The following is a 26,424-nucleotide window of genomic DNA, read 5'->3' as shown; positions in this document are numbered from 1 at the left end:
ATTACCCTTTCACGGCGCCGGCCGTCATGCCTGCCACGATCTGCCGGTTGAAGAAGATGAAGACGATGAGTGGCGGAATGGTCACCAGCAGGATGTTCATGAACAGCAGATTGAACTGTGTCTGAAACTGCCCCTGAAAATTATAGAGGGTGAGCTGCACGGTGACGTTTTCGCGGCCGGGAAGATAATAGAGCGGGTTGGTGAAATCGTTGAAGATCGCAATCGACTGGACAACGATGACCGTGACCGTGACCGGCTTCAGCAGCGGCAGAACAACACGGAAGAAAATCTGCAGCGGCTTGGCACCATCAACGATTGCCACTTCATCGAGATCGCGCGGAATGGCGGCGATAAAGCTTCGAAACAGCAGGATCGTGAACGATAGCCCGTAGGCGATCTGGATGAGGATCATGCCGGATATGGTCTTGAAGAGACCGAGCGACTGCAGCACCCAGATCGTCGGAACGACGGCGGGCGGGATCATCAGACCTGCCAGAACGAAGCCATAGATCAGCGTGTTCCAGCGCGAGGGACGCCGCTGGACGACATAACCGACCATGGCTCCGAAAAGAACGAGCAGCGTCACCGCGACCACGGTGATCACCGTGGAGTTGAAATAGGCCAGGAAGAGCATGTAGTTCCGGGCTTCGATCACATCCATGAAGTTTTGCCACAGCTGCCATTCGCTGGGCCACGTGAAGGTCAGCGCCTGGGCCTCCTGCCGCGTCTTGGCGGCGGTAAGGAAGACGAAGAGGAAAGGCATGACGAAGATCACGCCGCAGGCGAGCATCGCCACTATCCCGGTATAGAGCTGGCGCCGCGTCACAGGTCGATCTCCTTACGGTTGAACCAGGCAGTGAGCGGCAGGACGATCAGGCCGATCAGGAGGAAAAGGATGACATTGCCCGCGGTCGAGAGTCCGTAGAAGCCGGCCTGATACTGTTTGTAGATGACGCTTGCCAGAACGTCGGAAGAAAAGCCGGGGCCACCCTTGGTCATCGCCCATATCAAATCGAAACTGCGCAGACCGCCGATCAGCGAAAGGGTCACTACCGTCACTGTTGCAGGTTTGGAGAGAGGGACGGTGACACGGAAGAACATCTGCCGGCGTGTCGCGCCGTCAATCCGCGCCGCCTCGTAATAATCGGGGCTTATAGATGCCAGACCGGCGATGTAGATGACCGTCGCGAGGCCCACTCCCTTCCAGACGTCGACGACGACGATGGAATAGAGCGCAAGCGCCGGATCCGTCAGCCAGCCTGGGCCGTGGATGCCGAGCGTCGCCAGCGCGACATTGATCAGGCCGCGGGTCGGATGCATCAGAACGGAAAAGGTGATGCCGACGCCAATGGTCGAGACGAGAACGGGAAAGAAGATGATCGTCCGCAGCGCGCCCTGCGCCCAAATTCCCGACGTCAGCAGCACGGCAAGCAACAGGCCGAGCACGGTCTTGGCCGCGGATGTCGTCACGGCATAGATGACCGTGTTGATCAGTCCCTTGATCAGGAAAGGCTCGCGGAAGAACTGCTTGTAATTCTCCAGGCCGATGAACTGCGTGGTGAAGAGATCCCAGCGCGTCAGGCTGAACCAGAAGGATGCGATCGTGGGCGCCAGAAAGAGCGTGGTGAACACAACCGCCGCAGGCAGAACGAACCAGTACGGATAAGGGGATTTTCGCGCGACCATGGCGGCTCCTTGAACATCTGGCCCGCATCCCGCGGCGAAAGCCATGCGGGATGCGGGCTACAGCCGTTACCAGTTCGGCAGGCCGAGTTGCTTTGCCTGCTTTTCCACGTCCTGGTCATAAAGCGCGGCGGCATCCTTGGCCGAGCGAATTCCGGTACCGACCTCGACCGCGATCTGTTCGAGCGCCGGGCCCTTTACCGGCGAAAGGAACTCGAGCGCCGGACCCGCGCGGCCCTCGGTTTCGAAATAGGGCAGCATATCGCTGACTGCCTGCGGCACGTCCTTCGGCAGTTCGCAGCCCTTGATCAGATAGGGACCGGACGGCACGGCCTTGGCCATCAGCTCGCAGCCTTCCTTCGAGGCGACGAAATCGAGAAACTTCTTTGCCTCTTCGAGATGTTCTGCCTTTGCCGAGAGATAGAGCGCCGCCGGCATCCAGATGGTCAGTCCGTTCTTGGCTGCATCGTTGCCCGGCACGGCGAAGAAGCCGACATCCTGCAGGTTGTCGGGGAAATTCTGCTGGATATTGCCGATGCCGAAGGTGAGGCTCGGGTAATGTGCGGCTTCGCCGGTCGATACCATACGCATGCCGTCGTCGAAGGTCGCAGCGCCGAAGTCCTCATTAAAGAAGCCGGCCTTGGCGACTTCTTCTACATGCTCAAAGCCACGCAGTGCGGCCGGCGTGGTCGCGTACTTCACCTTGTTCGCCGTATAGTCCGTCGCGAAATTCGGAACCTCGGATTGAACATTGAAGAAATCTGCCAGCACGAAGATCTGCGACGTCCACGTCGTGCCGTAAGTCTGCGCCAGCGCAACCTTGCCGGCCGCCTTGATCTTCTGATTGTTGGCGATGAAATCGGCCCAGGTCTTCGGCGGCTGAAGGCCAAGCTCGGCATAGATTTTCCTGTTGTAGAAGATGCCGCCGCCCATGGCCGGCCCGAACGGAATGCCGCGAACATGACCATCGGAGGCGCTGACGACCTTCTTGAACGTATCCAATATGCCGGCTGCGGAAGGAAGATCCGATAGGTCGGCGATCGTCTGCTCCGGCTTCAACGCCTGGAACAGCGAGCCGCTATTGTATTGAAAAATATCGGGCATCTCGCCGGTTGCCAGCCGCGTCTTGACGATATTGTCACCTTCCGATCCGCCGGCTCTCTGCTCGACGTCGAAGGTGACCTCCGGGTGCTTTTCACTATAGGCCTTTGAGACGGCGTCGAAGGAAGCGATCGACTCGGGATTTGTGTCGATCATAATGCCGAGCGTGACGTCGGCCCATGCGGCGCCGGCGGACAAGCCCAGCATGCTTGCGGCAACAATGCCGTATCTCGTCATTCTCATGGTCAATTCCTCCTCTTGAAGACCAGGATGATTTCCGCTTTTGGTTGTGGCAAGGCCAAACCCGATGTCAGATCGCAAACTCGATGACGTGCCGGCCGGCGGCGATGGTTGCCGAGGTTCCCTGGGCGACGGCCTGTCCGTCAATGCGCAGTGCGCGGCGCTTCGCTGTCGCATCCATTCGCGCGGTCATGCCGGCCGGTAGAGCGAGGTTGCAGGTCACCTGCCCTGCCTCGAGGCTCCACTGCACCTCCACCCGGCCAAGGGCCGTGTCGTGCCAGGCCGAGACCGGTGACAGCGCCGGCAAAATCGCCGGATCGAACAGTATCTCGTGAAATGCCGGGTTCTCTTCCCTCGGCTTGATGCCGGCGACATCCTCGAACAACCACTGGCATACGGCGCCATAGGCATAGTGATTGTAGCTGTTCATATCGGGATCATAGATCGTGCCGTCCTCGGCAAGCGCGTCCCAGCGCTCCCAGATCGTCGTCGCGCCGCGCTCGACCTGGTAGAGCCAGCCCGGAACGTTGCGATTGAGAAACATCTTTTCAGCAAGGTCGAGCATACCGAGGCGTGTAAGCGCGGGCAGCAGCGCCGGCGTGCCGATGAAGCCAGTACCGATGACACCATCGGTCTCTTCAGCGACCTTGCGGAAGTAGGCGCGACCAGCCCCCTCATATTCGGCCGGCACCAGGCCATAGAGAAACGCCAACGCCCACGACGTCTGATCATTGTGGGCGATCCGTCCCGATGGCGAGAAGAATTCGTGCTTGAAAGCTTGCCTGATCTCGGCAGCCCGCGACGCCAGCCGCTCCGCTTCACTATTCTCGCCGATGACACGGGCAATCCGCGCCGCGATCTCGGTCGAGATGAAGTGATAGAGCGTCGCTGCGCAATCGTCGGCGACGGTCGGCCGCGGCTTGCGGTTATCGCCAACCGGCTGCAGCCAGTCGCCGAAGGTAAATCCATGCTCGCCCCACACAGCAGGTGGACGAATGACCGGTCCGTCAGAAATATTCCAGAGATAGTCGAGCCACCGCAGCATCGCCGGGAAGCATTCCTCCAGGGCAGCCTTGTCGCCGTAGTGCAGATAGAGCTGCCACGGAATGATGACGATCGCATCCCCCCAGCCGGTGGAGCCGGCCCAGTCGCCGCGATCCGTGATCGGGTGAAGACGCGTCGGATCGGGGGAGAAGTGCGGAACGGCGCCATTTGGACGCTGATCATGCATCACATCGCGAAGATACTTGCGCAGGAAGGACTGGCTGTCGGCAAGCCAGCAGGCGGTTCCGGCGAACACCTGTGCATCGCCAGTCCAGCCAAGCCGTTCATCGCGTTGAGGGCAATCGGTAGGAATCTCGATGAAATTGGAACGCTGCGACCAGATCGTGTTCTCGACCAGCCGATTGACCGCATCGACCCCGCAGGTGAAGCCGCCGGCTGCCACAGGCACCGAGGAAATCGGCACCATCTCGATCGCCAGCACCTCGACGCGTCCCGTCAGGCTGAGGCGCGCGTAGCGGAAGCCCATGAAGGTGAACAGCGGCGCATAGGATTCTTCTCCGTCACCGCTCAATGTATAGACAAGCTCGGCGCGGGCGCTGCGATAGTTCCGATTGTCGAAGTGACGGTCGGGACCGAGCACTTCTGAATGCTCGACACGGATCTGCGCACCGGCTTCGCCTTGCACGCGTATGCGGATATAGGCTCCGGCATTCTGGCCGAAGTCATAGACTGTCCGGCCATCGGCCTCCACCCAGCTGTCAAGCGGCGGGCGGGCGGCGAGCTCACGGACCGCATCCGTTTCGTGCGGAACAAGTTTTGTCTCGTCGACCGGCAGGATTTCGACGCCGCCAATATCGCGTAGCTCGATCCGCGCATCGTAGTCCTCACCGAAATAGATGCCATTGCGAAGGACAGGCGTGAAGCCGCTTTGCCAGCTGGCGTCCGTCTGCAGAAGGAGGGCGTCGCCACTTCGAAGGTCTGCAAGCGCCCCTACCCGGTCTCCCCAGCAATTGACGATCGGGTTGGAGGCCCACATCAGCTGGCTGCGGTACCAGCCATCGCCAAGCCAGATCTCGATCCGGTTTTCGCCGACGACCAAAAGATCGGACACTTCATAGGTCTGGTAAGCGATACGGTCGTCATAGCAGGTCCAGCCGGGCGTGAGCAGGTCGATACCGACCCGCTTGCCGTTGATGAAGGCACGGTAGAGGCCGAGCGCCGATATGCGCAGCGTAGCAGTACGCGGAAGGGTGGCGATACTGAAGGTTGCGGAGACGAAGCTGCCCGCCTTTCCCTGACCGGCGTCGCAGGATGGCGCAATCATCGATGCGCCGGACCAGACGTGGTTTGAAGCGGACACGGCAGTGCCTTGCGTCACGATATTCATTGATACCTCTCCTCCAACCGCGCTCCCACACGGTGCGTATATCGTTCTATGTATATCATTCTACAAATCGAATTGCGTGGCAAGGGCTTTTTCCCTATAATCGCCGGCGACACCGGAGAGAGAGCATTTCTGCATGGATTTTCAGGACGTTAACAAACCGAAGGATCGCATCACCATCCGTGATGTGGCGGTTGATGCCGGGGTTTCGGTGGCCGCGGTCTCCAAGGTTTTGCGTAACGCCTATGGCGTCAGCGAAAGCTTGCGGCAGAAGGTCGAGACATCGATCGAGAAACTGAATTACCGCCCGTCCGTCGCCGCACGCGCGATGCGCGGCCAGACCAGTACGGTGGGCGTTCTGGTGATCGAGCTCAGCAACCCCTTCCTGGCCGGCGTGGTGGAGAGTGCCAACGCCGCACTGCTTGGAGGCGGTTACAAATCAATGATCGGGATCGGGCATTCCGCCAGTTCCATCGAGACTTCCATGATCGAGTCGATGATCGACAACCGGATGGATGGCGTCCTGATCATTGCGCCACGGATATCGGGGAAAGTCCTGGATCGCTACGCCAGGCAGATCCCCATCGTCGTCATCGCGCACCATGAAAGCGAGGCGCAGACATACGATTCCGTCAATTCGGATGACCGCAGGGGGGCATTCATCGCTGTGGAGGCGGCCTTTGCGAAGGGATACCGCGATATCGCCATGCTCGGCTACGAGCTCATGGATTCGCCACCGACGGTCGTCGCCATACAGCGCGAACGCGGCTATCTTGAAGCAGCAAGGCGCCTCGAGCTGCAGGATCGTATTATCCGCCTGCCTCCAGTTTCCTCCGACCGTAATGCGGAAATGGAAGCATTCCTGAATATGCCGGACCGGCCACGCGCCGTTTTCGTCTGGTCGGATCTCGATGCGGTACCGCTCGTCAACATGGCGCGCATGCGCGGTATTCGGGTGCCGGAAGATCTTGCGATCATCGGCTACGACAATTCCCCCGTCGCAGCGATCCCCCTCGTCGGCCTCGACAGCATCGACCAGAACCCTGCCGAGCTCGGCCGCACAGCAGCGGAAATGCTGCTCAGCCGGATCAATGGCCGGAATGTTGCAGAACATCGCCTTATTGAGCCCCGCGTTACGACACGCGGCAGCCTTTAGCTTGAATGTAAGTCCGTCGCCGTGCCGCCCATACGGAGCGAAGTCCCCTAGCGGCTCGTGATCTGTCTTTCCGTGAACTCTGGCTGCGGGCACATAATCGCGTAGCGACCTGCAAATATTGCCTTCGCTTCAGGACTCGAACCCAGCACGTTCTCCATGTCCAAATAATTGTTAGCGCAAGGCTTCAACGCGACTATTGATGCTCGAAAAACCTCCGAGAGCCATTGGTCACAACTAGTGCTCAGGTGCACCTCCGTATTGCCATCGGCTCCACTCGTCGATATGCCTATGACAAAACACGAAATATCGGAGATCACCTTGCTGCAGACGCCGTCTAGCGAAACCGTTGCGGAGAGCAGCTATCGGCAGATCAAGGCCGATATCATCTTCGGGCGCCTGGCTCCCGGGCAGAAGCTGAAACTCGAAAATCTCAAAGCCGCCTACGACACCAGCGTCAGCACGCTGCGCGAAATCCTGAACCGGCTGACCTCCGAGGGGCTGGTGATCGCCGAGGGGCAGCGCGGTTTCGATGTGGCGCCGGTTTCGGAGGCTGACTTGCGGGAGATCGCGGCACTCCGGCTGCTGCTCGAGGAGCACGCGCTCGAACAGTCCTTTGAGCGCGGCGATGTGGAGTGGGAAGCGACGCTGATGGCCGCCCACTACAAGCTCGCCCGCATGGAAGAGGTCATGGCCACCGGCGATACCAGCAAGGCCGAAGACTGGAAGCGCTATGACTGGGAATTTCATCAGGCGCTGATCTCGGCCTGCGGCTCGCGTCTGCTGATGGACATGCATTCGGCGGTTTTCGACAAATATCTTCGCTATCAGATGGTCGCCCTTTCCTATCGCGGCAACGTGGCGGAGACGGAGCACCGGCAGCTTCTGGAGGCAGCACTTGCCCGCGACAGCGCGACGGCCAAGGCAATCCTGCAGCGCCATATCCAGGGTGGCGTCGAACACGCACTGGCGAAACGACGGCTTTGATCAACACCCGCGATCACCTGCCCTTCAGAGCCGATCAGGACATGCCATGCTGAAGCCGACCAACGAGACATCCGAGACCGTCAGCGATGTCGTCTTCCGAAAAATCCGAGAAGACATCATCTCGGGCACATTGGCGCCCGGCGCGAAAATCAAGCTGGAGCAGGCCAAGGAGCGCTATTCGATCAGCGTCTCCTCGCTGCGCGAAATCCTCAGCCGGCTGACAACGGAAAATCTGGTACTGGCAGAGGGGCAGCGCGGCTTCGAGGTCAGCCCTGCCTCGCGCAAGGAACTGGCGGAGCTTGCGGATTTGCGCAGCGTGCTGGAGACACACGCGATCGCGCTTTCGTTTGCGGCGGGCAATCTGGAATGGGAAGGCCGGATCGTCGCGGCGCATCACAAGCTGGCGGCAGCCGAGAAGAAGCTGCTGTCAGGAGATGCCTCACGAACCGTCGACTGGGTGCGCTACGACTGGGAGTTCCACCAGGCGATCGTCTCGGCCTGCGATTCCGTGACGCTGATGGCCATGCTGTCCTCAGTTTTCGACCGCTTCCTGCGCTATCATATGCTGGCCCGCAGCTTCCGCGGCCAGGCGGTGGTCGATGATCACAAGCTGCTCTTCCAGCTGGCGCTGAAGCGCGATGTCACCGGTGCTCAGGCTGTCGTCGTCAGCCACGTCCAGAGCGGCGTCGATCACGTCCTGAAAAGCGGCCGGCTCGCCTAGAGCGCATCCTTCGGGATACCATCGGGCCGCATCTGCTTCTTCAGAGCCGCGATCCGGAAGATGGCATTCGGCGCGCCGTAGCCGCGATAACCGCGCCGCTCGACGATCTCGAAGAAGAAGCCTTCGCCGTATGTGCCGCTATAGAGCTGGAAATACTCGCCCTCCTCGTCGCGGTCATAGAGAATGTTTTCTGCCTTGAGCCTCTCGCTGAGATCAGGATCGAGGCCGAACCGCGCTTCGGCGTCGTCATAGTAGTTCGGTGAGATGTGAAGCGCCTTGAAGCCTTTTTCGCGCAACGCCTTCGCGGTGGCGAATATATCGCTCGTCGAAAAGGCCAGATGCTGGATTCCGGCTCCGAATTTCTCGGCGATGAAGTGACCGGCGAGCGTCCGGCGGTTTTCGGCACCGTTCATGGTGATGCGAAGCGAACCGTCGGCATTCTCGATAACCTGGCTGCGCACGACGCCGCCGGGATCGATGATATCGACGACGGGCGTCTTCCTGGTCTCGAAGATCGAGGTGTAGAACAGCAGCCAGGTCAGCATTTCGTCATAGCCGACGGTCTGGGCAATATGATCGATGCGCAGCAGGCCTGCGTCAGAGGCTTTATCGGCTTGCACAGGCTCGAAATCGATCTCCGAGAAGTGGCCGAGCGGGCTCTTGTGGTCGATCAGGTAGATCACGCCGCCGCCGACGCCGCGGATGGCGGGAATTTCAAGCTCGCCCTCGGCCACCGCCTGCTGGAACGGCTCTGCATCCAGCGCCAATGCCCGCTTGTAGGCTTCCGCCGCATCGTCGACGGCAAGTGCCATCGCATAGGCAAAGGTGCCGTGAACCGCATAAGCGGCGCTCGCAAAGCCTGCCGGATCGGCATTGACGAGAATGCGAATGTCGCCCTGCTGATAGAGGCTGACATTCTTGGATTTGTGGACGGCCGCCTTGCGAAAGCCGAGCGTCTTGAGCAGACCCTCAAGCTCGACGGCTTCATCCTCGTCGGTGGCGAACTCCACGAAGCCGACACCTTGGGCGGCAGCCCGCGGCGGCATGTCGAGCCCGATGCCCGTCTTCGTCCTGCGGCCCACCTGGTCGCCGAGATAGATCAGCGAGCGATGGCCATCGGCGGCAATCTCGCGTGTCGAGCCGCCCCGGAACTGGTCGTTGAAGATCTCCAGCGAGTAATAGCCGTCATAGCCGGTCGAAGCCACGGCCTCGGTAAACTCGGCAACCGGCAGATCGCCCTCGCCCGGCATATTGCGGAAATGCCTGCTCCAATAGAGCAGGTCCATATCGATCAGCGGTGCATCGGCGAGCTGGACGATAAAGATCTTCTCCGGCGGGATGGAGCGGATCGAATTGACGTCGATCTTGCGCGACAGCGAATGAAAACTGTCGAGGATCAGGCCGACATTCGGATGATTGGCGCGGCGCACGATTTCCCAGGCATCGCGATGATCATTGATGAAGCACCCCCATGCCAGGGCCTCATAGCCGACCCGCAGCCCCCGGCGCGCGGCGCGCTCGCCAAGTTCGTGGAAGTCGGCGGCAGCGCGATCGATCCCGCCGAGCGCCACCGACGAGACATTCGAACAGACGAGAACGAGATCTGTCCCAAGCTCCTGCATGACGTCGAATTTCCGCTCGGCACGATCGAAGGTGCGGCCGCGCAGCGGCTCCGGCATCCCCTCGAAATCGCGGAACGGCTGGAACAGCGTGATCGCCAGCCCGAGGTCCCGTGCCATCTTTCCAACCTCGGCCGGGCTTCGGTCGAAGGCCAGGAAGTCATTCTCGAAGATCTCCACCCCGTCAAACCCTGCTCTCGCGATCGCCTCGAGCTTCTCCGGCAGTTCTCCGCTGATGCTGACGGTCGCAATCGAAGTCTTCATGTCCGGCTCCTCCCGATTTCGCCTGACGCTGATGGCAAAGCCACGGCCTCGGCATTCTCGCTGCGGGCATTATGCAGAATACCGGTAGAATTTCAATTCAATTGGGAAATTCGTTTTCATCATAGATTTTGAGAAAAATATGTTGATCTAAGAACGGCTCTCTGGCAATTATGCTGGCACACGGTCGGGAGAGGATGACTGTGGAGGCCGGACCGGCCGCCCAACGGAGGAGGAAAACAATGTTCAAATCGATGCTGACCCGTCGCAATGCGATGCTCGGCGCTGTGGCTGTCGTTGCCGCCATCGGGCTCGCGCAGCCCGCCGCTGCTGTTACGCCCGAGGAAATCAAGGCCCGCGGCAAGCTGATCGTCGGCATCCAGGGCGACAACCCGCCATGGGGCTTCGTCACCTCGGCCGGCAAGCAGGATGGTTTCGACGCCGATATGGGCGCGCTTTTCGCCAAGGAACTGGGCGTCGAAGTCGAGTTCGTGCCGCTCGAAGTCAACAACCGCATTCCGGCGCTGACGACCGGCCGCGTCGATGTTTTGTTCGCGACCATGGCCATGCTGCCGGATCGCGCCAAGGCCGTGCAGTTCTCGAAGCCCTACAATGCCAATGCCATCGTGCTCATCGGGCCGAAGAACAAGTCGATCAAGACCAATGAGGACATGGCCAACCTGACCATCTCCGTCGCCAAGGGCGCCGCGCAGGATACGCAGGTCACCAAGAACGCGCCGTCCACCGCCACCATCCGCCGCTTCGACGGCGACGCGGCCAGCGTCCAGGCTCTCGTTTCCGGTCAGGTCGATGCGCTCGGCGGCAACATCTTCTACATGGACCGTGTCGAGAAGGCCCGTCCCGGCGAATTCGAAAACAAGCTCGAGTTCCAGAAGCTTTATAACGGCGCCTGCACCCGTCTCGGCGAGAAGGAACTGAACGCCGCGCTCAACACCTTCATCGACAAGATCAAGGGCAATGGCGAGCTGAAGACCATCTACGACAAGTGGATGAAGGTACCGGTTCCGGAATTCCCGGAAAAGCTCGACGGCATCCCGTTCACCGCGGGCTGAGCAGTCGCTCACAGAAATCCAAATCCAAGGCGGGCATCGCGATGCCCGTCCACCCGGCCCCGTGCCCGAAATTGACCCCGTTTGAGATGCGCGCCATGACCAAGACCATCTTCGTCCTCAACGGACCGAACCTCAACCTGCTCGGCGAGCGCGAGCCCAGCATCTACGGTTCGACGACGCTCGCCGACATCCGGCAGATGTGTCTCTCCAAGGCCAGAAGCCTCGGCTTCGAGATCGATTTCCGTCAGACGAATTTCGAGGGCGAGCTGGTAGAGAGCATTCATCAGGCCCGCAAAGAGGCCTGCGGCATCATCATCAACCCCGCCGCCTATACCTTCACCTCGATTGCGCTTCTCGACGCCCTCAAGACCTTCGATCCGCCGAAGATCGAGCTGCACATTTCCAATGTCCACGCCCGCGAGGAGATCTATCATAAATCCCTCGTCTCGCGCATCGCCACGGCCATCATGATCGGCTTCGGTGCGCGCGGCTACGAACTCGCCATCGAGGCGATGGCGGGCATGGTGGGGGCAACGAAAGCATGAACTATCAGCTGGATTTCACGCCTGTGATCGATGGGCTCCCGAGCCTTCTCATGGGCGTGCTCGGAACATTCCTCCTGGCGATCTGCGGCATGCTGCTGGCGATCGTCATCGGTATCGGCGGCGTTGCCCTGCGCGACTCACCGATCAAGGCGGTGCGCTGGCTGATAATCTGTTTCGTCGAGCTGATCCGCAATACGCCCTTCCTGGTGCAGATCTTCTTCCTGTTCTTCGCCCTGCCGCTGATCGGCATCCGGCTCAACCCGACGCCGACAGCGATCATCGCGCTCGGCATCAATGGCGGCGCCTATGCGATCGAGATCATCCGGGGCGGCGTCCAGTCCATTCCGAAGGGGCAGATGGAAGCGGGCCTGGCGCTCGGCCTCCACAAGGTGCAGGTCTTCCGGCTGATCATCCTGAAGCCGGCGCTCAGAGCGATCTATCCATCGCTGACCAGCCAGTTCGTGCTTCTGACGTTGTCGACGAGCATCGCCTCGGCGATCTCCGCCTACGAGCTGACATCGGTGTCGCAGCGCATTGAATCCGAAAGCTTCCGCAGCTTCGAGGTCTATTTCACGGTGACGATCTTCTACCTCGTCATATCCTGGCTGATGATGCGCCTCTTCGCGCTCTTCTCGGCCCGCTATTTCACCTATCCGATCAAGTGAGGAGGCAATCATGGGCAGCGAAGAATTCGTCTTCCTTCTGATCGGCCTGAAATGGACGGTGCTTCTGTCGGCGGTCGGTTTCGTCTGCGGCTGCCTCGCCGGGCTCGGCGTGGCGCTGGCGCGAACGTCCGGCATTCCGCTCCTGGAGCGGATCACGGCCATCTATATCGGCATTTTCCAGGGCACGCCGCTCTTGATGCAGCTCTTCGTCACCTATTACGGACTGGCGCTGATCGGGCTGAAGCTCGACGCCTGGGTTGCCGTCGCGATCGGCCTGACACTGCATGCCAGCGCCTATCTCGGTGAGATCTGGCGCGGCTCCATCGAGGCCGTTCCGCGCGGCCAGACCGAGGCGGCGAAAGCGCTCAGCCTCAAATATGTGTCGCGCATGAAGGATGTGATCCTGCCGCAAGCAATCCGCATCTCGTTGCCGGCGACGATCGGCTTCCTCGTCCAGCTCATCAAGGGCACATCGCTCGCCTCGATCGTCGGCTTCACCGAGCTGACGCGCGCCGGCAACATCATCTCCAACCAGATCTTCCAGCCGCTGACGGTCTTCGGCATCGTCGGCGCCCTTTATTTCCTGATGTGCTGCCCGCTGACGATCATCGGCGCGCACCTGGAGCGGCGCTTCAACGCCGCCCATGCGCGGTGAGGCAGCCACAGAGATCGATGGAAACGATAAGATGACCACAGCAACCGCCTCCGTCCAGAGCCCGATCACCGGCGAAGCCGTCATCACGATGAGCCATGTCGAGAAGTGGTACGGTGCCTTCCAGGCGCTGCACGATATCAACATGTCGGTTCGCAAGGGCGAGCGGATCGTGCTCTGCGGCCCGTCGGGCAGCGGCAAATCCACGCTGATCCGCTGCATCAATTACCTGGAAAGCTACGAGAAGGGCGAAATCCGCGTCGGCGGCATCCTTCTCGGCAATCAGGCCAAGGCGATCGATGCGATCCGCCGCGAAGTCGGCATGGTTTTCCAGCAGTTCAATCTGTTCCCGCATCTGACCGTGCTCGAAAACTGCATGCTGGCACCGATGCGCGCGCTTGGCATCAGCAAGACCGAGGCGGCGGAACGGGCCCGCTCGCTGCTCGCCCGGGTGAAGATCCTCGAGCAGGCCGAGAAATATCCGATCCAGCTGTCAGGCGGCCAGCAGCAGCGCGTGGCGATTGCCCGGGCGCTCTGCATGCGACCGAGGATCATGCTGTTCGACGAGCCGACCTCGGCACTAGACCCCGAGATGGTCAAGGAAGTGCTCGATACGATGATCAGCCTCGCTGAAGAGGGGATGACGATGATCTGCGTCACCCATGAAATGGGCTTCGCCCGCCAGGTCGCCGACCGGGTGATCTTCATGGCGAGCGGTGAGATCGTCGAGGAAGCGCATCCGGCCGAATTCTTCACCAATCCGCGCCACGAGCGAACCCGCAAGTTCCTCGGCGAAATCCTGCGGAACTAGGTCCGGGCAAGTCGAATGGCGACGCATCAGCAGACAGCCAGCTTGAAGATCGCCGTCATGGGCGCGGGCCTGATCGGCAAGCGTCACATCGAGGCGATATCGGCAGAACAGCGCACGGCGCTTGCGGCGATCATCGACCCGTCGGATGCCGCCCGGGAGCTCGCGGCTGAAAAGAAGGTACCCTGGTTTTCCTCGCTGGCTGCGGCCCTAGCCAGCTGCCCGCTCGACGGTGTCATCATCGCAACGCCGAACCAGCTGCATGTCGTAAACGCCCTTGAAGCTGTGCGCGCGGGCCTCCCTGCCCTGGTGGAAAAGCCCATCGCCGACAACGCGGCCGAGGCAGAGATCCTGGTCACCTCTGCCGAAGCCGCGGGCGTGCCGCTCCTCATCGGCCATCACCGCCGCCACAACCCGATGATCCAAGCTGCGAAAGCCGCGCTGGAGGCCGGCCGGCTGGGCAAGATTCTGACCGCGCAGGGCACCTTCTGGGTCGCCAAGCCCGACCATTATTTCGGCATTCAATGGCGCCGCGAGGCCGGCGGCGGCCCTGTCCTCATCAACCTCATCCACGACGTCGATCTCTTCAGATACCTCCTCGGAGAAGTCGAAAGCGTGCATGCGATGCAATCCAGCGCCGCACGAAACTTTTCTGTCGAGGATACGGCCGTCGTTCTGATGCGCTTCAGGAGCGGCGTGCTCGCCACGCTCAACGCCTGCGATGCCGCGGCATCGCCCTGGAGCTGGGAAATGACATCGGGCGAAAACCCGTCCTACCCCCGCCAGGACCAGCTCTGCTACCAGATCGGCGGCACCGCTGGTTCGCTGTCCGCCCCGCAGCTGACGCTCTGGACCAGCCCTTCGGCACCCAATTGGCTGGAGCGCCTTGTCAAGGAGCGCCTGCCCTTCGATACGGCCGAGCCGCTCGCCCTGCAGCTCAATCATTTCTGCGATGTCATCTGCGGCAATGCGAGCCCACTTGTCAGCGGACGGGAGGGTCTCGAAACGCTGCGCGTCATCGAGGCGATCAAGTCATCCGCCCGTTCAGGCAAGACCGTCCACCTCAGGGCCGAGGCGCAGCACGTGGAGCGACTGTCATGATCAGCGGCACGACCCGATTGATTGCCCATCTCGGCTACCCGACGGAAACCTTCAAGGCGCCGCTGATCTACAATCCCTATTTCGAAAAGCACGGCATCGACGCCGTCGTCGTGCCGATGGGCTGCAAGGCTGAGGACTACCCGGCCTTCCTGAAGCTCGTCTTCCGGCTCTCCAATACCCACGGCGCGCTCGTCACCATGCCGCACAAGATCACCACGATGGGCCTGCTCGACAAGATCTCGACGAATGCAAAGGTCGCCGGATCCTGTAACGCGGTGAAGCTCGGCGCGGACGGGCAGCTGATCGGCGACATGTTCGATGGCGAGGGCTTCGTTCGCGGACTGCTGCGCAAGGGACAGACCGTCAGGGGAGCCGACGTGCTGATCATCGGCGCCGGCGGCGTCGGCTCGGCGATCGCCGCCTCGCTTGCGGCTGCAGGCGTGCGCCATATCGCGCTCCACGACGCCAATGAGACGGTGCTGGCTGGCTTGCGCAGCCGCCTAAACACGCACTATCCGCAGACCGTCGTGACATCGGGTTCCGCCGACCCCGAGGGTTTCGGCATCGTCGTCAACGCGACGCCGCTCGGGATGCGCAAGGGAGATCCCCTCCCCGTCGACGTCTCCCGCCTGTCGGCCAAGACCTTCGTCGGCGAAGTCGTCATGAAGACCGAGATCACGCCCTTTCTCGCCGCTGCACGCGACCGGGGCTGCGCCTTCCAGGTCGGCACCGACATGCTCTTCGAGCAGATCCCGGCCTACCTGGAATTCTTCGGCTTTCCCTCCACGACGGCCGAAGAATTGCGCGCGGTGGCGAGGATTTGAGGTCTGGACCATCAGAATGGCAGCTGCTCCTGCCGTATTGCAAGAGACTGAAGCCCACGCACCAAGCCAGCCCTTTTGACTCCGCAACCGTAGCTTACACGCCTGTTTACGCTCCGGTTACGGCGGCATTTACCGTTACGTACTTCCGCCCGCCTGCATAAAGAACAAGGCTCCCAACCGCGTCGGCTGACGACGATCGAGAACTGGCGGGAGCGCCTGCCGGCACAAGGGAGACCGCAATGCTGAACGATCCATCCGTGGGGAGAGCGTCATGACGAACTCCTTTCCCAAGAAGCTGTTCTCGGCGACGGTCGCTGTCGCGATGACGCTGACATCGACGACCTTCCTGTCGCCGGCGAGAGCCCAGCAGGCCGCCCCGGCCGCACCCGCGGCCACTGAACCGGCCGCCTCTCAGGACACGTCGAAACCCAATATTCTCGTCATCTTCGGCGACGATATCGGCCAGACCAATATCAGCGCCTATTCCTTCGGCCTGGTGGGCTACCGCACGCCTAATATCGACCGCATCGCCAAGGAAGGCATGATGTTCACGGATTATTATGCCGAGAACTCGTGCACGGCGGGGCGTTCGACCTTCATCACCGGTCAGGTCTGCCTGCGCACCGGCCTTTGCAAGGTCGGCATCCCCGGCGCGACCGTCGGGCTGCAGGCCCGCGACATCACCATCGCCCAGGCGCTGAAGCCGCTCGGCTATGCGACCGGGCAGTTCGGCAAGAACCATCTCGGCGACCGCGACGAATATCTGCCGACCAAGCACGGCTTCGACGAATTCTACGGCAACCTCTACCACCTGAATGCCGAGGAAGAGCCGGAGCGGCCCTACTATCCGAAGGACGACCAGGAATTCGTGCGCACCAACTCGCCGCGCGGCGTGCTTAAGGCCTCCGCCGACGGCAAGATCGAGGATACCGGCGCGCTCAACACCAAGCGCATGGAAACCATCGACGACGAGACGACCTCGGCGGCGATCGATTTCATGGACAGGCAGGTCAAGGCCGGCAAGCCCTTCTTCACCTGGCTGAACACCACCCGCATGCATGTCTTCACCCACGTGCGGGAATCGATGAAGGGGCAAAGCGGCATGCCGGGCAACGACTATGCCGACGGCATGGTCGAGCATGACGGCGACGTCGGCAAGCTGTTGAAGGCGCTTGATGATCTCAATGTCGCCGACAACACGATCGTCGTCTACACGACCGATAACGGCCCCAACCAGTTCTCATGGCCCGACGCGGCGACGACCGCTTTCCGCAGCGAGAAGGATACGAACTGGGAAGGCGCATTCCGCGTTCCCGCCATTATCCGCTGGCCAGGCAAGATCAAGGCCGGCGAAGTCTCGAACGAGATGATGTCCGGGCTCGACTGGTTCCCGACCCTGCTCGCTGCCGCGGGCGACGGCGACATCAAGGATAAGCTTGCGAAAGGCACCTCGATCAGCGGCAACCAGTTCAAGGTGCACCTCGACGGGTACAACCAGCTCCCCTACCTGACGGGACAACAGCCGAAGTCGGCGCGTGACGAGTTCTTCTACTTCAACGACGACGGCGAACTCGTCGCCTATCGCTACGACAACTGGAAGATCGTCTTCTGCGAACAGCGCCAGCCGGGCGGCTTCGTCGTCTGGGCGAACCCGTTCACCTGCCTGCGCGTGCCGAAGATCTTCAACCTGCGGATGGACCCCTACGAACGCGCAGATGTCGTGTCGGATCAGTATTACGACTGGATGACGAAGAACGCCTATATCGTCCAGTATGGCGTCTACAAGGTCGCTCCGTTCCTGCAGACGTTCCGCGATTACCCACCGAGCCAACGGCCGGCAAGCTTCAGCGTCGACCAGATGATCGCCGCGCTGATGAGCTCGCTCGACCAGCCGGGAGCCAAGTAGTCACCGGCACAAGATGACCGGGCGCGGCTATCGCGCCCGGCACCCCGTGAGATCGCGGAGCGGACATGACGGCACGTGACGGTATTCTCGCGCTCGGCCAGCGCATCGGCCAATCCATCATCGGCCAGGACGCCATGGTCGAAAGGCTGCTGCTCGGGCTGCTGGCCAACGGACATCTGCTTGTCGAGGGGTTGCCCGGCCTCGCCAAGACACGCGCCATCAAGAGCCTCGCGAAGAACCTCGATTCCGAACTGTCGCGCGTTCAGTTCACGCCCGATCTTCTGCCTGCCGATATTACCGGCTCGGAAGTCTACTTCTCCGAGGGCGGCAAGGGGGAGTTCAAGTTCCAGCAGGGGCCGATCTTCGCCAATCTTATCCTCGCCGACGAAATCAACCGCGCCCCGGCCAAGGTGCAATCGGCGCTGCTGGAGGCGATGGAAGAGCGGCAGGTGACTGTCGGCGGCAAGAGCTATCGGCTGCCCGATCTCTTCATGGTGATGGCAACGCAGAACCCGATCGAACAGGAAGGCACCTACCCGCTGCCCGAAGCCCAGCTCGACCGCTTCCTGATGCATGTCGAGGTCGGTTATCCCGACGAGAAATCGGAAGCAGCGATCATGCGTCTCAATCGCGACGAGGAGAACGCAGCGCATGGCAATGCGCAGCATCCGGCAGCTGAGCGGCTCGACCCGCAGGCGATCTTCGATGCCCGCAAGGCGATCGGCGCCGTCACTGTGTCCGAGCCGGTCGAGAAATACATCGTCGCGCTGGTTTTCGCGACCCGCTATCCTGACCGCTACGACAAGGATCTCGCCAAGCTGCTGCAGGTCGGCGTCAGCCCGCGCGGCGTGATCGGCCTCGACAAGGTCTCCCGCTCCTACGCCTGGCTGAAGGGCCGAAATTATGTGACGCCCGATGACGTCAAGGCCGTCGTCAACGACGTCTTCCGGCATCGCCTCATCCTCTCCTATGACGCACACGCTTCGAATACCGGCGCCGATCAGGTGATCGACCGGATCACTGAATTGGTCGCGGTCTCATGAAAACCACGAGCGCGGATAGCGATGGCATCTATGCCACGACCGAACATCTGGTGGCGCTCGAAGCCCGCGCCCGCGATCTCTCATTCGTGCAGAAAGCCAGAAGCCATCAGCAGCTTGCGGGACGCATGCAGTCATCGCTGCGCGGTCGCGGACTGATCTTCGAGGAGCTCCGCGAATATTTGCCGGGCGACGACATCCGCTCGATCGACTGGCGAGTGACGGCCAGAACCAGCCGGCCGGTGGTGCGCATCTACGGCGAGGAAAAGGAGCGTCCGGCTTTGCTCCTCGTCGATCAGCGCATCAACATGTTCTTCGGCAGCCGCCTCTCGATGAAATCGGTGACCGCAGCCGAAGCGGCGATGCTCTGCGCCTGGCGCATCCTCGGCTCCGGCGACCGCGTCGGCGGTTACGTGTTTGATGATACCGGCATCAGCGAGATCCGCCCGCATCGCAGCCGCAATGCCGTCATCGCGCTGGCCGACCGGATTGCCGAAAAGAATGCAGCACTCTCGGCCGCCTATGCCGGTCCGGTCTCGCCCGCCGCGCTGAACGATGTGCTCTCACGGACGGCCAGCATCGCGCATCACGATCATCTCATCATCATCGCCAGCGACCTGAATGGACACGACGAGACGACGCGGGAGCTGCTGCTGCGGCTCTCCGCCAACAATGATGTCATCTGCCTGCTCATCTACGATCCCTTCCTTCTTGAGCTTCCCAAAGGCGGTGAGATCGTCGTCAGCGGCGGGGCGCTGCAGGCCGAACTTGCGCTTGGCCGCGGCCCCACCCGCAGCGCCATCGACAGCTTTGCCCGCAGGCGCGGCCGGGAATTGCGCGCCTGGCAGAAGGAGCTCGGCCTGCCGATGCTGCCGGTCTCGGCGGCAGAGGAGACGGCACCGCAGCTTCGCCGCCTGCTGGAACAATCGGCCTGGCGGCAGCGGAGGCGCTGATGGAGCCCGCGGCAAAACTCGATCCGATGACCGAAACGGCGCTGCGCTCGCTCCACGATATCGCCGTGCCGCCGCCGGTTTCGTGGATGCCGCAGACCTGGGGCTGGGCGGTGCTTGCCGGATTGTTGGGGTTGGCGCTCTTGGTCTGGGCGCTCAAGACGTGGCGGAGATATCGGCGCAATGCCTATCGCCGGGAGGCGTTGCGAATGCTCGGCGACATCGAGCGGCTTTTGCAGACGCCGGAAAAACACGCTGAGGCTCTCCATCAGCTTGCGGAGGTTTTGAAGCGCACGGCGCTGGCAGCTTGGCCCCGTGCACATGTTGAATGAAGGCCGCACTGTCGAAGCCAAGCAGGCCTTCTACAAGGCGCTCGCCGACGGCCTCAACGCGCGCGTCGGCCTTCGCCGTGAAGACCTCGTGATCAACCTTGTCGAGGTCAGGAAGGAAAACTGGTCCTTCGGCAACGGGATTGCCCAATACGCCTGAACGATGGCCGCCCGAAAATCGATCGACGCCGGCCCCGCCGCCAGCCGGGCTGAATGTTTAGCCAACATTCGAGAGCCAGCTGCGACACAGCCGGCCCACCCGCTTTGATCAGGCAGCGAGGAATTTGATCAGCAGCTGCGCCGTCTCATCGGGATTTTCCTCCGGGAAGAAATGGCCGCCCTTCATTGCCTGACCTTCGACGCTGTCCGCCCACTTGCGCCAGATGGCGAGAGGGCCTCCGTCCTTTGCATAGAAGCTATCGAGAGGCCCACCGGAGCCCCACAGGTGCAGAACCGGACAGGAAATACGGTGAGACGCCGCCTGATCCTTTTTGTCATGCTCGATATCGATCGAGGCAGCGGCACGGAATTCCTCGCATACGGCATGGATGCGTGCCTTATCGTGATAGGTCGCGGTATATTCTGCTCTGACGTCCGAACCGAACGAGCCGGCGCCGAACGTGTTGTCGAAGATCGCGTCGGGATCACCTGCGAGATATCGCTCCGGCAGAGGCGCCTTCTGGGCAAGAAGGGTCCAGGGCCAGTATGCGAGCGCAAATCTTGCGTCGGCATGACCCCATCCCTCCGAAATCGGGATCGCGTCGAGCACGGCCAGGCGCTGGACCTTTTCGGGATGATCGAGCGCCATGCGATAGGAGACGCGCGCACCGCGATCATGGCCGACGACGTCGAATTTCGAGAAGCCGAGCTTGTCCATGACTTCCACGAGTTCGCCTGCCATCGCCCGCTTCGAATAGGCGAAATGATCGTCTGTCGATGCCGGAATGCCGCTTTGCCCATAGCCGCGAAGATCGACGGCGATAACGGTGTGATTTTTGGCAAGCAGCGGCGCCACGAAGCGCCACATCAGGCTGGATCGCGGGAAACCATGGACCAGAAGCACGGGCGATCCACTGCCGTAGCGCCTCAAGAAAGTGGTGTTGTCCTTGGTTTCGACCTCGACCGGCTCGAAGTCGGAGGGACCGGTTGCGCCTTGCGTCGTAGCCGTCTGCGCCGAGGCCGGCTTTGCCGATACTGCCGCGGTGAGCGCGATGCCCGAGGCAGCGGTAATGGCGCGCAGTACGGTGCGGCGGTCGAGGTCTGTCTTTCCAGTCATCTGTCGGATCTCCTGAGGGGGATAGCAGGGTGAATTTGGATTCTGGCTTTCATGAAGAGACGGCGGTGCATTGAATGGCCGCACCGCTCGGGAGGTGCCGGTTGCCGCGCCTGAAGCTGCCAGGTTTCCTGGACAACAGCTCGGGCCGGAAGCACGAGGGAGATGTTGTTCTTGTTCTTCGCGCAGGGCCGCGCGAGACGTGAAGCACCCGGAAGCAGGCTCCCGGGTGCCTTGATGTCAGAGAGACGGATAGAGGTTGCGAACCTGGCTTACCGCCTCCAGGCGCGCGGCCGCATCGAACATTGTCGACTCTGCGTACCAGGCGGACGACAGCTGAACGCCGATCGGCAGGCCACTGCTGCTGGTACCAAACCGCAGGGTCATCGCCGGCAGACCGGTCAGGCTGAAGGGTGAGGTTCCGTTCATGACCTGGAATGGCGACCAGGCCTTTCCGTCCACGGTCACATCGTCCAGGCCGTGTTTTGTCGCCGGGAACGGCGTGACAGGCGCAAGCAGCACGTCATGGCGCTGGAAGTAGCCAGCGAATTCGTCGCGCAGGCGCTCTACCGTCTGCTCATGGGCGACGAAGTCCTTGATCGGCGTGTCGGCGCCATCGAGGACCAGCTTGGCATGGCGGAACACCAGATCCTCGTGACCGGCAACGGCTTCAGCAAAGCCGGGAGCGGCTTCCATCTGATGAAGCTGCCACAGGACGGTGACGGTATCGGTGTCGCGCAGAAGCGGCAGATCGACCTCCTCGACCTCGGCCCCGGCGGCAGCCAGCGCCAGCGCCGCGGCCTTTACCGTTGCGGCGACCTCGGGGTCGATCGGCCCGAAGAAGCCGTTGTCGGCGATCCAGCCTACGCGCAGCGGACGGATCTGCAGCGCGCCGAGATCGACAGTCGGCGGGACGGTGGAGAAGCCGTCGGCACCATCAGGACCGGCGATGATCGAATAGGCCAGCGCCACGTCGCGCACGCTGCGTGCCATCGGGCCAATGTGCCAGAGGCGGCGCGGGGCACGCGGCCAGTGCCCGGTCAAAGGCACGCGGCCATGCGTTGCCTTAAGGCCGACAATGCCTGTGTGGGCAGCCGGGCCACGGGTCGAGATCGACAGATCGCTGCCGATACCGAGCGGGGACATGCCGGCTGCGACCGCGGCCGACTCGCCGCCACTCGAACCACCGGGCGTGTAGTCGAGATTCCAGGGGTTGTTGGTCTGGCCGGTCAGAAGGTTGTCGGTCTCGATCGAGGTGGCGAACTCGGGCGGATTGGTCTTGGCGATCAGGATACCTCCGGCAGCCTTGACGCGGGCAACGGCGGTAGCGTCGGTGTCGGGCACACGTCCCTTGAAGATCGGCGAACCGCGCTGCGTCAGAACGCCAGCGGTATCGATGCTGTCCTTGACGGTGAACGGCACGCCATGCAGCGCGCCGAGCTTTTCGCCTGACATGACCGCGGCCTCAGCCTTCTTTGCAGCCTCGAGCGCACCGTCGGCCATCGTGACGATGGCATTGATCTTGGGATTGACGGCCTCGATGCGATCGAGATGCGCCTTGACGACTTCGACAGGCGAGACTTGCTTGGTGCGGATCAAGTCGGCCAGTTTGGTGGCGTCGGTATAATAGAGTTTTTCCTGTTGCATCTTCCTGCTCCATTTGACTAACTAACGTTAGTTAGATACGGATAGAAGCAAAGTTTTCCTTGGTCAACCCCCTTTTTTCGATTAACTGGGCGTGACCAGAAAGGCCGTGAAAATGGGTACGAATGCGCGTGAAGACATCATGGAGGCGGCCAAGAAGGCGGCTCAGGCCCATGGATACGGCGGCCTCAGCATGCGCGATCTGGCCGCCGAAGTCGGCATCAAGGCCGCCAGCCTCTATTATCATTTTCCAAGCAAGGCCGAACTCGCCACCGCAGTCGCCAAACGATATTGGGAAGATGCGGCTGCCGATCTCGAAAAGATCTGGGATGAAAATCCCGACCCGGCCGAGCGCCTGCGCTTTTTCCCGGTGACTTTCCGGCGAGCCCTCGAAAACGAAAACCGCATGTGTCTGTGCAGTTTCATGGGAGCAGAATACGATGACCTGCCGGACCAGGTGAAGGAAGAGGTGCAGGTCTTCGCAGACGTCAACGTCGCCTGGCTGAAAAAGGCACTGCTCGCGTCTGGTGCCGTCGATGAAGAAGCAAGTGAGGCGCGCGCCAAAGCGGTGTTTGCGGCAGTGGCGGGCGCACAGCTCATGGCGAGAAGCCGCGCCGATATCTCCCTTTACGACACGCTGATCGACAGCTACCGGGCCGCGGGCCTTCTGCCGGTCTGAATAGGCGCGGGCCGCGGCCGACCGTAGCGATCAACGCCGCTTTCAACCGGCTGCTTTCATCACTCCCGCCACCGCAGCAGACGCCGTTCTGCAGCCCCCGCCAGCCGATTGAACGCAAAGCCGACGATACCGAGGATGATGACGCCGACCATGACGAGGGCCATGTCGAAGCGTTCGCGGCCGGCGATGACGAGGCCGCCGATACCGGGGCCGACAGCGAGGAAGTATTCGGCGCCGACGGTTGCGAGCCAGGAATAGATCAGGCCGAGATGAATGCCGGTCGCGATCGACGGCAGGGCGACCGGGAGATAGATTCGGCTGATGCGCTGCCAGGAATTGAAGCGCAGCGCACGGCCAACCTCGACCAGTTCGCGCGGCGCATCCTTGATGCCGTCATGCGTGTTGAGCGCAATCGGGATGAAGGCGGCGAGTGCCACGAAGACGATCTTCGCCTGCTCGCCGAAGCCGAACCAGACGGAGATCAGCGGGATCCAAGCAAGCAGCGAGATTTGCTTGATGCCGTTGAAGGTCGGCATGATCAGCCGGTCGGCGATGTTGACGACGGCGAGAAGCGTGCCGAAGCTGATGCCGAGGACGGCGCCGATCAGGAAGCCGGCGACATTGCGCAGCAGGCTCGAGCCGAGTTGGCCCACCAGGCCGTTGTCGATGATCTCCTGCTTGGCCGTCAGGATGACGTCCTCGATCGGCGGCAGGAAGCGGATATCGACCAGACCGAAGCGGCTCGAGGCCTCCCATGCGAGAAGAAGCAGAAGCGGCAGCGTCAATCCCCGGCGGATGCGGACGAAGTTTGAAGTCTCTTCCATCTCTCAGTCCTCCGCCTGCCGCTTCCAGCGCCGGATCAGCACCTCGGATGCTTCCAGTCCGCGATCCATGGCGAAACCGATAATGCCGATGACGACCATGGCGATGATGACGGTATCCAGCCAGAACATCTGGCGGCCCCAGACAAGCAGGTATCCGAGCCCCTCCGACGAGGCCAGGAGCTCGACGCCGACAAGCGACGTCCAGGCATGCGTCAGGCCGTAGCGGATACCGGTAAAGATCGACGGCACGGCGCTTGGGAGGATGATCAGCCGCAGCGTCTGCCAGCGGCTGAAGCGCAGTGCCCGCCCGACCTCAAGATATTTGGCCGGAACGCTGCGAATGCCCGAGAAGGTGTTCAGTGTTACCGGCACCAGAGCGCCCTTGGCGATGATGATGATCTTCAGCGTTTCCTCGATACCGACGAGCAGCATCAGAAGCGGGATCCAGCCGAGCGTCGGGATCTGTGCAAAAGCAAGGAAGACCGGTTTGACATAATCCTCGAAGCGCCGGGAGAGGCCCATGGCAATTCCAAGCACCATGCCCAGAGAGGCCCCTATCGCGAATCCGAAGACGACGCGGCGCAGGCTGACGCCGGCATGGTAGAACAATTCGCCGGTCGAGATCATGTCCCGCCCGGTCGCGACGACATAGGCGGGCGCGGGCAGGATCTGTTCCGGCAGCCAGCCGCGCGCCGAAGCGATCCACCAGAGGGCGATCAGACCGACCGGGAAGAGGAATGCCTCTCCCCGGCGGATCCGGCGAATGGCCGGATGCTGCAACCAGTTGCGCCGCCGCGCCTGTCCTTCGAACTCGATATCGATTGCCATGCCAGGTCTTTCACTCAGGCTGTTCGGTCAGCGAGATCACGACGCGACGGGCTTGCCGTCGGCGCCATAGGCCTGCCAGAAGTTCTTGAAGCCGAGACGCGCGATCGCGTTGTCGAGATATTTCGGTTCGAACCAGCCCTTGAGATCGACATCGCGGCGGATCAGCCCGAATTCCTTGCTCTTGGCCGCCTGCTCCGTGTACTGCGACACTAGGAGATCATCGATCAGCGGCGAATTGCGGTAGGCCAGCGTATCGCCCTTGAAGTACTCCTCGAGGATCGGGATTGCCGTGCCGGACTTGTGCCAGAGCTCGAAGAGCGCCGCGCGGTTGGGCTCGTCGGACGACCACTTTGCGGCCTTGACGAAGGCGTCGACGACACGCTGGGTGATTTCGGGATGGGCATCGATGAAGGCTTCGCGGCCGATGATGCCAGCGTTGCGGCCGAAGCGCGGATCGTCGCCCTTGGTCGTGTAGATGACGTCGGCCGCACCCTTGGCGGCGAGATTGATCAGCTGCGTATCGCCAAAGGCGGCATCGATATCCTTGCTGGTCAAAGCTGCAACGGTGCCGGCACTATCGAGATTGACGACCTGGACGTCGCGTTCGGTCAGGCCATGCGCTTCCAGGATCTTGATCGCCGCCAGGTGGCCGTTGGTACCGCGCTGCAGGGCGATCTTGCGTCCCTTCAGATCCTCGATCGACTTGATGCCGGAATCCTTGGCAACGGCGAGATAGAGCGGCTTGCGGGCGCCGCTTGCCAGCAGGTACTTGGTCTTCAGCCCGGTGGCGCGGCCAATCAGCGCCGGCAGGTCGCCCTGATAGGCGAAGTCGAGCTGATCGTTGGCGAAGCCCTCGTTGACGGCTGGACCGGCGCCCTTGAAAAAGGTCCACTCGATCCTGATGTTGGGATCATTGGCAAATTCCTTCTCCAGGAATTCACCGGCCCTCGCGGTCGCGGCCGAGGTGCCTTCCGAATAGGGCCGGTTGTCGATGCCGATGGCGGCATAGCCGACATGGATGACGAGCTGATCCTCGGCGCGTGCCGATGTTGCCGTCGCCGCAAGCAGAATGGCGAGGCCGGCGGCCAGGCGGGTAAAGGTGATGCGTTTCATGATGGTCTCCGTTGAT

The 26,424-nt window shown here is 61.7% G+C and carries 26 protein-coding genes; 16 read left to right on the top strand and 10 right to left on the bottom strand.

Features of this window, described 5'->3' with window-relative positions; all coding sequences use genetic code 11:
- Position 1: 1 nt before the first annotated feature.
- The 4 genes from ACODR6_RS06410 to ACODR6_RS06395 form a co-directional block, all read right to left on the bottom strand.
- Positions 2-790, bottom strand: a complete 789-nt coding sequence (locus ACODR6_RS06410) for a carbohydrate ABC transporter permease (protein WP_489022207.1) — start codon at positions 788-790, stop codon at positions 2-4.
- Positions 791-822: 32 nt separating this feature from the next.
- On the bottom strand, positions 823-1,686 hold the full coding sequence (locus ACODR6_RS06405; protein ID WP_112719968.1) for a carbohydrate ABC transporter permease: 864 nt from the start codon (positions 1,684-1,686) through the stop codon (positions 823-825).
- A 66-nt stretch (positions 1,687-1,752) separates the two neighbouring features.
- Positions 1,753-3,027, bottom strand: coding sequence for an ABC transporter substrate-binding protein (locus tag ACODR6_RS06400; RefSeq protein WP_489021629.1), 1,275 nt, complete (start codon positions 3,025-3,027; stop codon positions 1,753-1,755).
- Between the two features lie 67 nt (positions 3,028-3,094).
- A complete protein-coding gene (locus tag ACODR6_RS06395; protein ID WP_489021627.1) occupies positions 3,095-5,416 on the bottom strand; it encodes a family 78 glycoside hydrolase catalytic domain in 2,322 nt (773 codons plus the stop codon).
- Positions 5,417-5,549: 133 nt separating this feature from the next.
- Between ACODR6_RS06395 and ACODR6_RS06390 the strand changes: the two genes are divergently transcribed.
- The 3 genes from ACODR6_RS06390 (at position 5,550) to ACODR6_RS06380 (ending at position 8,274) form a co-directional block, all read left to right on the top strand.
- Positions 5,550-6,569 carry a LacI family DNA-binding transcriptional regulator gene (locus ACODR6_RS06390; protein ID WP_489021625.1) on the top strand — a complete coding sequence of 340 codons (1,020 nt, stop codon included), beginning with the start codon at positions 5,550-5,552 and terminating at the stop codon, positions 6,567-6,569.
- A gap of 288 nt (positions 6,570-6,857) precedes the next feature.
- Positions 6,858-7,553, top strand: a complete 696-nt coding sequence (locus ACODR6_RS06385; protein ID WP_489021623.1) for a GntR family transcriptional regulator — start codon at positions 6,858-6,860, stop codon at positions 7,551-7,553.
- A 46-nt stretch (positions 7,554-7,599) separates the two neighbouring features.
- A complete protein-coding gene (locus ACODR6_RS06380; protein ID WP_489021621.1) occupies positions 7,600-8,274 on the top strand; it encodes a GntR family transcriptional regulator in 675 nt (224 codons plus the stop codon).
- On the opposite strand, the gene ACODR6_RS06375 is transcribed toward ACODR6_RS06380, so the two are convergent.
- Positions 8,271-10,157 (bottom strand): bifunctional sugar phosphate isomerase/epimerase/4-hydroxyphenylpyruvate dioxygenase family protein, encoded by a 1,887-nt coding sequence (locus tag ACODR6_RS06375; RefSeq protein ID WP_489021619.1) that lies wholly within the window; start codon positions 10,155-10,157, stop codon positions 8,271-8,273. The genes ACODR6_RS06380 and ACODR6_RS06375 overlap by 4 nt on opposite strands.
- 239 nt (positions 10,158-10,396) lie before the next feature.
- On the opposite strand from ACODR6_RS06375, the gene ACODR6_RS06370 reads away from it, so the two are divergent.
- The 12 genes from ACODR6_RS06370 (at position 10,397) to ACODR6_RS06315 (ending at position 20,207) form a co-directional block, all read left to right on the top strand.
- A complete protein-coding gene (locus ACODR6_RS06370; protein ID WP_489021617.1) occupies positions 10,397-11,227 on the top strand; it encodes a transporter substrate-binding domain-containing protein in 831 nt (276 codons plus the stop codon).
- A gap of 95 nt (positions 11,228-11,322) precedes the next feature.
- A complete protein-coding gene (aroQ, locus tag ACODR6_RS06365) occupies positions 11,323-11,772 on the top strand; it encodes a type II 3-dehydroquinate dehydratase (RefSeq protein ID WP_489021615.1) in 450 nt (149 codons plus the stop codon).
- Positions 11,769-12,437 carry an amino acid ABC transporter permease gene (locus tag ACODR6_RS06360; RefSeq protein ID WP_489021613.1) on the top strand — a complete coding sequence of 223 codons (669 nt, stop codon included), beginning with the start codon at positions 11,769-11,771 and terminating at the stop codon, positions 12,435-12,437. Before aroQ ends, ACODR6_RS06360 begins: the two co-directional genes overlap by 4 nt.
- A gap of 10 nt (positions 12,438-12,447) precedes the next feature.
- Positions 12,448-13,092, top strand: coding sequence for an amino acid ABC transporter permease (locus ACODR6_RS06355; RefSeq protein ID WP_489021611.1), 645 nt, complete (start codon positions 12,448-12,450; stop codon positions 13,090-13,092).
- A gap of 31 nt (positions 13,093-13,123) precedes the next feature.
- On the top strand, positions 13,124-13,900 hold the full coding sequence (locus ACODR6_RS06350; RefSeq protein ID WP_489021609.1) for an amino acid ABC transporter ATP-binding protein: 777 nt from the start codon (positions 13,124-13,126) through the stop codon (positions 13,898-13,900).
- Between the two features lie 15 nt (positions 13,901-13,915).
- The gene (locus ACODR6_RS06345; protein ID WP_489021607.1) at positions 13,916-14,998 is read left to right on the top strand and encodes a Gfo/Idh/MocA family protein; all 1,083 of its coding nucleotides are present in this window, start codon (positions 13,916-13,918) and stop codon (positions 14,996-14,998) included.
- Complete coding sequence (locus ACODR6_RS06340; RefSeq protein ID WP_489021605.1) at positions 14,995-15,822, top strand: shikimate dehydrogenase family protein; 828 nt, start codon at positions 14,995-14,997, stop codon at positions 15,820-15,822. Before ACODR6_RS06345 ends, ACODR6_RS06340 begins: the two co-directional genes overlap by 4 nt.
- Positions 15,823-16,093: 271 nt before the next feature.
- Positions 16,094-17,728, top strand: coding sequence for an arylsulfatase (locus tag ACODR6_RS06335; RefSeq protein ID WP_489021603.1), 1,635 nt, complete (start codon positions 16,094-16,096; stop codon positions 17,726-17,728).
- Between the two features lie 65 nt (positions 17,729-17,793).
- Positions 17,794-18,771 (top strand): AAA family ATPase, encoded by a 978-nt coding sequence (locus ACODR6_RS06330; RefSeq protein ID WP_489021601.1) that lies wholly within the window; start codon positions 17,794-17,796, stop codon positions 18,769-18,771.
- On the top strand, positions 18,768-19,721 hold the full coding sequence (locus ACODR6_RS06325) for a DUF58 domain-containing protein (protein WP_489021599.1): 954 nt from the start codon (positions 18,768-18,770) through the stop codon (positions 19,719-19,721). The genes ACODR6_RS06330 and ACODR6_RS06325 overlap by 4 nt, the downstream gene beginning before the upstream one ends.
- Positions 19,721-20,050: a DUF4381 domain-containing protein gene (locus ACODR6_RS06320; RefSeq protein WP_489021597.1), complete on the top strand. Its 330-nt coding sequence runs from the start codon at positions 19,721-19,723 to the stop codon at positions 20,048-20,050. Before ACODR6_RS06325 ends, ACODR6_RS06320 begins: the two co-directional genes overlap by 1 nt.
- On the top strand, positions 20,040-20,207 hold the full coding sequence (locus tag ACODR6_RS06315) for a tautomerase family protein (RefSeq protein ID WP_489022205.1): 168 nt from the start codon (positions 20,040-20,042) through the stop codon (positions 20,205-20,207). Before ACODR6_RS06320 ends, ACODR6_RS06315 begins: the two co-directional genes overlap by 11 nt.
- Before the next feature lie 108 nt (positions 20,208-20,315).
- Here the strand turns inward: ACODR6_RS06315 and ACODR6_RS06310 are convergent, their stop codons facing one another.
- Positions 20,316-21,323, bottom strand: a complete 1,008-nt coding sequence (locus ACODR6_RS06310; RefSeq protein ID WP_489021595.1) for an alpha/beta fold hydrolase — start codon at positions 21,321-21,323, stop codon at positions 20,316-20,318.
- 237 nt (positions 21,324-21,560) lie between these two features.
- The gene (locus tag ACODR6_RS06305) at positions 21,561-22,967 is read right to left on the bottom strand and encodes an amidase (RefSeq protein ID WP_489021593.1); all 1,407 of its coding nucleotides are present in this window, start codon (positions 22,965-22,967) and stop codon (positions 21,561-21,563) included.
- A gap of 112 nt (positions 22,968-23,079) precedes the next feature.
- On the opposite strand from ACODR6_RS06305, the gene ACODR6_RS06300 reads away from it, so the two are divergent.
- Entirely contained in the window at positions 23,080-23,643 is a 564-nt protein-coding gene (locus ACODR6_RS06300) for a TetR/AcrR family transcriptional regulator (protein ID WP_489021591.1), read from the top strand.
- 59 nt (positions 23,644-23,702) lie between these two features.
- On the opposite strand, the gene ACODR6_RS06295 is transcribed toward ACODR6_RS06300, so the two are convergent.
- From ACODR6_RS06295 to ACODR6_RS06285, 3 genes are read right to left on the bottom strand one after another with little or no spacing between them, the layout of a single operon-like run.
- The gene (locus tag ACODR6_RS06295; RefSeq protein ID WP_203430488.1) at positions 23,703-24,467 is read right to left on the bottom strand and encodes an ABC transporter permease; all 765 of its coding nucleotides are present in this window, start codon (positions 24,465-24,467) and stop codon (positions 23,703-23,705) included.
- Between the two features lie 3 nt (positions 24,468-24,470).
- On the bottom strand, positions 24,471-25,295 hold the full coding sequence (locus ACODR6_RS06290; RefSeq protein ID WP_489021589.1) for an ABC transporter permease: 825 nt from the start codon (positions 25,293-25,295) through the stop codon (positions 24,471-24,473).
- Positions 25,296-25,331: 36 nt separating this feature from the next.
- The gene (locus tag ACODR6_RS06285; RefSeq protein ID WP_489021587.1) at positions 25,332-26,408 is read right to left on the bottom strand and encodes an ABC transporter substrate-binding protein; all 1,077 of its coding nucleotides are present in this window, start codon (positions 26,406-26,408) and stop codon (positions 25,332-25,334) included.
- Positions 26,409-26,424: the final 16 nt, after the last annotated feature.

It is taken from the genome of Rhizobium sp. FG96 (assembly GCF_057808655.1).
This window is presented reverse-complemented; position numbering and strand designations above follow the sequence as displayed.